We start from the raw sequence: 4380 nt of genomic DNA, 5'->3' as shown, positions 1-4380 counted from the left end.
GCGCATCGACGACGAGGGCTACGTCTACCTCGAGGGCCGGCGCACCGACCTGATCATCACCGGTGGCGTCAACGTCTACCCGCTCGAGGTCGAGAACGCGCTGCGCGAGCACCCGGGGGTCGAGGACGTCGCGGTGTTCGGAGTCCCCGACGGCGAGTGGGGGCACCGGGTCTGCGCCGCGGTCGTGGGGTCGGTGGGCGCGGACGAGCTGGCGGCGTACGCCCGTGAGCGGCTCTCCCCGCCCAAGCGGCCCAAGACGTGGACCTTCCTCGACGACCTGCCGCGCACCCCGACCGGGAAGGTGCGACGGGACCAGCTCTCCTAGGAGGCCTCCTCGCCGGTGAAGGTCCGGCGGTACTGCTGCGGGCTGACGCCGCGGGAGCGGGAGAAGTGGTGGCGCATCGCGGCCGCGTTGCCGAAGCCGACCTCGCCGGCGATCCAGTCGACCGGGTGGTCGGTCTGCTCGAGGAACTCCTCGGCGGCCTGCACCCGCTGCGAGATCACCCAGCTGTGCGGCGTGGTGCCGGTCTCGGCCCGGAACCGGCGGGCGAACGTGCGCGGTGACATGTGGCTGCGCCGGGCCAGCTCCTCGACACTGAGGTCCTCCGCGAGGTTCTCGGTGATCCAGGTCAGCAGGGGCCCCAGGGTCTCGGCGTCGCAGTCGGGTACGGCGCGCGCGATGAACTGCGCCTGCCCCCCGGAGCGGTGCGGCGGGACCACCATGCGGCGGGCCGCCGCGGCCGCGACCCGGGCGCCGAACTGCTGGCGCATCACGTGGAGGGAGGCGTCGAGGCCCGCCGCCGAGCCGGCGCCGGTCACGATCGTGCCGTCCTGGACGTAGAGCACGTTCTCGTCCACCAGGGCGTCGGGGAAGCGCTGCGAGAACTCCTCGACGTGGCGCCAGTGGGTGGTGCACCGGCGTCCGTCGAGCAACCCTGCCTCGCCGAGGACGAAGGCTCCGGTGCAGTGGGCCAGGACCAGTGCGCCCCGCTCGTGGGCGGCCACGACGGTGGCGGCCACCTCCGGAGACGGTGCGAGGTAGTCGCGCTTGGGTGCGACGCAGATGAGGTCGGCGTCCGCGGCCGCATCCAGGCCGTGCTCGACGTGGAGGTCGTAGCCCGAGGGCCCGCGGACCCGTCCGGGCCGCGGGGTGGCGACCACGAACTCGAAGACGGGATTGTCGTCCTCGGGGTGGTAGGGCTCGGACCACACCTCGCACATGGCGCCGAGGCCGAATGGCTCGACGCCGTCCTGGACGAGGACCGCCACCTTGTGCATGCGTCCATCCTGCGCCATTACTGGCAGAAAATCAACGAAGTATGTCATTCCTGCCACTCGTGGCGGGAACTCGACGGAGGAATGATTACTGCCATGACCTACCTGATCCTGCTCCTGCTGGTCGCGGTGGCGATGACCGCCGAGACCATTCGCCTGCTGCTCCTCCACGACGGCCGCGGTCCGCTGCAGCCGCCACGCTCGCACTTCGACGACCCGCGGTTCCGGTCCCCCGTCGCCCGCTGACCGGCGGATCCACGGATCGACGGCGAAAATGACCACGACCCGCCTCCGAGGAGGCGGGTCGTGGTGTGTCGTGTGGCGTCAGGTCAGCTGTCGCCGCCGGTGAGCTTCTCCCGGAGCGCCTGGAGCGCCTCGTCGGAGGCCAGGGAGCCGTTGCCGCCCTCGCCCTGCTCGTGCCGCTCGGTGCCGCCGGAGGAGTACGACGTCGCCTCGCCGGCGTCGACCTCGGCCTTGGCCGCCTCGGACTGCTGCTTGACGTGGGCCTCCCAGCGGGCGTGCGCCTTGGCGTACTGCTCCTCCCAGATCGCACGCTGCTCGTCGAAGCCCTCGAGCCACTCGCCGGTCTCGGGGTCGAAGCCCTCGGGGTAGACGTAGTTGCCCTGCTCGTCGTAGGTCGCCGCCATGCCGTACATGGTCGGGTCGAACTCCTCGACGTCGGCCGCGGTCGCGGTCTCGTTGGCCTGCTTCAGCGACAGCGAGATCCGGCGACGCTCGAGGTCGATGTCGATGATCTTGACCATGACGTCGTCGTTGACCTGCACGACCTGCTCGGGGATCTCCACGTGGCGCTCGGCCAGCTCGGAGATGTGCACCAGGCCCTCGATGCCCTCCTCGACCCGGACGAACGAGCCGAACGGCACCAGCTTGGTGACCTTTCCGGGCACGATCTGACCGATCTGGTGGGTGCGGGCGAAGTGCTGCCAGGGGTCCTCCTGCGTCGCCTTCAGCGACAGGGAGACCCGCTCGCGGTCCATGTCGACGTCGAGCACCTCGACGGTGACCTCGTCGCCGACGGTGACGACCTCCGACGGGTGGTCGATGTGCTTCCAGGAGAGCTCGGAGACGTGGACGAGGCCGTCGACGCCGCCGAGGTCGACGAACGCACCGAAGTTCACGATCGAGGAGACGACGCCCTTGCGGATCTGGCCCTTCTGGAGCTGGGTCAGGAAGCCGTGGCGCACCTCGGACTGGGTCTGCTCGAGCCAGGCACGGCGGGACAGGACCACGTTGTTGCGGTTCTTGTCGAGCTCGATGATCTTCGCCTCGAGCGTCTGGCCGACGTAGGGCTGCAGGTCGCGGACACGGCGCATCTCGACGAGCGAGGCCGGCAGGAAGCCGCGCAGGCCGATGTCGAGGATCAGGCCGCCCTTGACGACCTCGATGACGGTGCCCTCGACGACGCCGTCCTCCTCCTTGACCTGCTCGATGGTGCCCCAGGCGCGCTCGTACTGGGCGCGCTTCTTGGACAGGATCAGGCGGCCTTCCTTGTCCTCCTTCTGGAGGACCAGGGCCTCGACCTTGTCGCCGACGACGACGACCTCGTTGGGGTCGACGTCGTGCTTGATCGACAGCTCGCGCGAGGGGATGACGCCCTCGGTCTTGTAGCCGATGTCGAGCAGGACCTCGTCCCGGTCGACCTTGACGATGGTGCCATCCACGATGTCACCGTCGTTGAAGTACTTGATGGTCTCGTCGATCGCGGCGAGGAAGTCCTCTTCCGAACCGATGTCGTTGACCGCCACCTGGGGCGCGTCGGTCTCCGGAAGAGTGAAGGTGCTGCTCGTCATAAGGGAAGTGATTCCTTGGGTGGTCAGAAAGTCGTGCGGGCGCGCGTTGAAGCCGTTTTCACTACCGATGGTGACGTCCGGTGGAACTCCGGACTGATAGCGAGCTCTGTGTCCGCTCCGTCTGGGACGCAGGCAGACCTCAGGCGCGGTTCACAAGGGTACGCCGCCCCTCGTCACAACGTCCAACCGAGGCGCCGCTGCGCGCTTACGTGCAGCGGTCGGGTGCGGGGGTTTCGACGACGGTCGGCGCTGGGGCGCCTCCCTGCTCAACCACCGAAGGCAGCGCGCGGAACCGCTGGTTGAGCAGGGAACCGACGCAGGGCCCCAACCACCGAACGCAGCGCGCGGAACCGGTGGTTGAGCAGTGAGCGCCAGCGAACGTCGTCGAAACCCCGGAACCGACGCAGGGCCTCAACCGCCGGGCGGGGTGGACGGGTCGCCGGAGCGGGCGATGGCGAGCAGCAGGTCGTGGGCCCGGTCGGCGACCGGGTTCTGTCCGTGCCGCGCGGCGAGGTCGACGAGGGCCCACAGGTCGGCCGCGCGGGCGAGCTCCAGCGCCTGGGCCGGCGCACCGCCGTGCCGGGCGACGTACCCGTCCAGCACCGCCTCCACGAACGCGGGCTGCCGCTCGAACCGCAGCAGGTTGCCGAGGTCGGTGTAGGGGTGTCCCGCGTGTGCGAACTCCCAGTCGAGGAGCCCGGTCACCTCCAGCGAGTCCGGGTCGACGAGGAGGTTCTTGGGGTTCACGTCGCTGTGGACGAGGCAGAGGCGCCCGACGGTGTCCAGCAGCGCCTGGGCGTCGACGGCCACCTCGCGCAAGCCGTCCAGCTCGTCCGGCGTCCAGTGCGAGAGCGCCGCCTCGTGGCCGGCGACGAAGGCGGGCAACCCGTCGATGCTCTCCCCGTCAAGCGCGAACGAGCCGATCGTGAGGTCGCCGTCGACGAACGGCCCCGCCTTCAACATCGGCATCCCGGCCAGGTCGGCCAGGATCCGGCCGAGCCGGGCTCCGAGCACGGCCAGCCCCCGGTCGTCGAGCTCCGGAATCAGGAGGTCGGCCCGCACGCCCGGCAGGAACGACGTCACCAGCAGGGCAGGCAGGCCGGCGCCGGGGTCGGCGCGGCGTACCTCCAGAACCTCGGGCACCGGGACCAGTCCGCGCACCAGCCGCAGCAGCGCGGCGTCGACGTCGTGCGCGTTGTCCCCGCGGAGGGACGCGCCGGCGTAGATGCGGACGACGCTGCGCTCTCCCGCGACTTCGGCGGCGAACGTCTGCCCTGACCACCCGCCCTCCAGC

The 4380-nt window shown here is 70.2% G+C and carries 5 protein-coding genes; 2 read left to right on the top strand and 3 right to left on the bottom strand.

The window, feature by feature from the left end; all coding sequences use genetic code 11:
* Positions 1 to 325: AMP-binding enzyme (locus tag VFN12_RS12830; RefSeq protein WP_414690042.1), on the top strand; the 325-nt coding region annotated here is incomplete at its 5' end.
* On the opposite strand, the gene VFN12_RS12825 is transcribed toward VFN12_RS12830, so the two are convergent.
* Entirely contained in the window at positions 322 to 1278 is a 957-nt protein-coding gene (locus tag VFN12_RS12825; protein WP_325119099.1) for a GlxA family transcriptional regulator, read from the bottom strand. The two genes, VFN12_RS12830 and VFN12_RS12825, sit on opposite strands and share 4 nt — an antisense overlap.
* A gap of 93 nt (positions 1279 to 1371) precedes the next feature.
* On the opposite strand from VFN12_RS12825, the gene VFN12_RS12820 reads away from it, so the two are divergent.
* Entirely contained in the window at positions 1372 to 1521 is a 150-nt protein-coding gene (locus VFN12_RS12820) for a hypothetical protein (RefSeq protein ID WP_325119098.1), read from the top strand.
* An 83-nt stretch (positions 1522 to 1604) separates the two neighbouring features.
* Here VFN12_RS12820 and rpsA read toward each other — a convergent pair whose 3' ends face one another.
* The gene (gene rpsA / locus VFN12_RS12815; protein ID WP_414690043.1) at positions 1605 to 3098 is read right to left on the bottom strand and encodes a 30S ribosomal protein S1; all 1494 of its coding nucleotides are present in this window, start codon (positions 3096 to 3098) and stop codon (positions 1605 to 1607) included.
* A 399-nt stretch (positions 3099 to 3497) separates the two neighbouring features.
* Positions 3498 to 4380: phosphotransferase family protein (locus VFN12_RS12810; RefSeq protein WP_325119096.1), on the bottom strand; the 883-nt coding region annotated here is incomplete at its 5' end.

Source organism: Nocardioides sp. (assembly GCF_035703625.1).
In the GTDB taxonomy this organism is placed as follows: Bacteria; Actinomycetota; Actinomycetes; order Propionibacteriales; family Nocardioidaceae; genus Nocardioides.
The sequence above is the reverse complement of the archived record's forward strand: the minus strand, read 5'-3'. Positions and strand labels throughout refer to the sequence as shown.

Bases quoted from the DNA above. Each gene is read 5' to 3' on its own strand.
- VFN12_RS12825 (WP_325119099.1), bottom strand. From the start codon at position 1,278: ATGCACAAGGTGGCGGTCCTCGTCCAGGACGGCGTCGAGCCATTCGGC.
- VFN12_RS12820 (WP_325119098.1), top strand. From the start codon at position 1,372: ATGACCTACCTGATCCTGCTCCTGCTGGTCGCGGTGGCGATGACCGCC.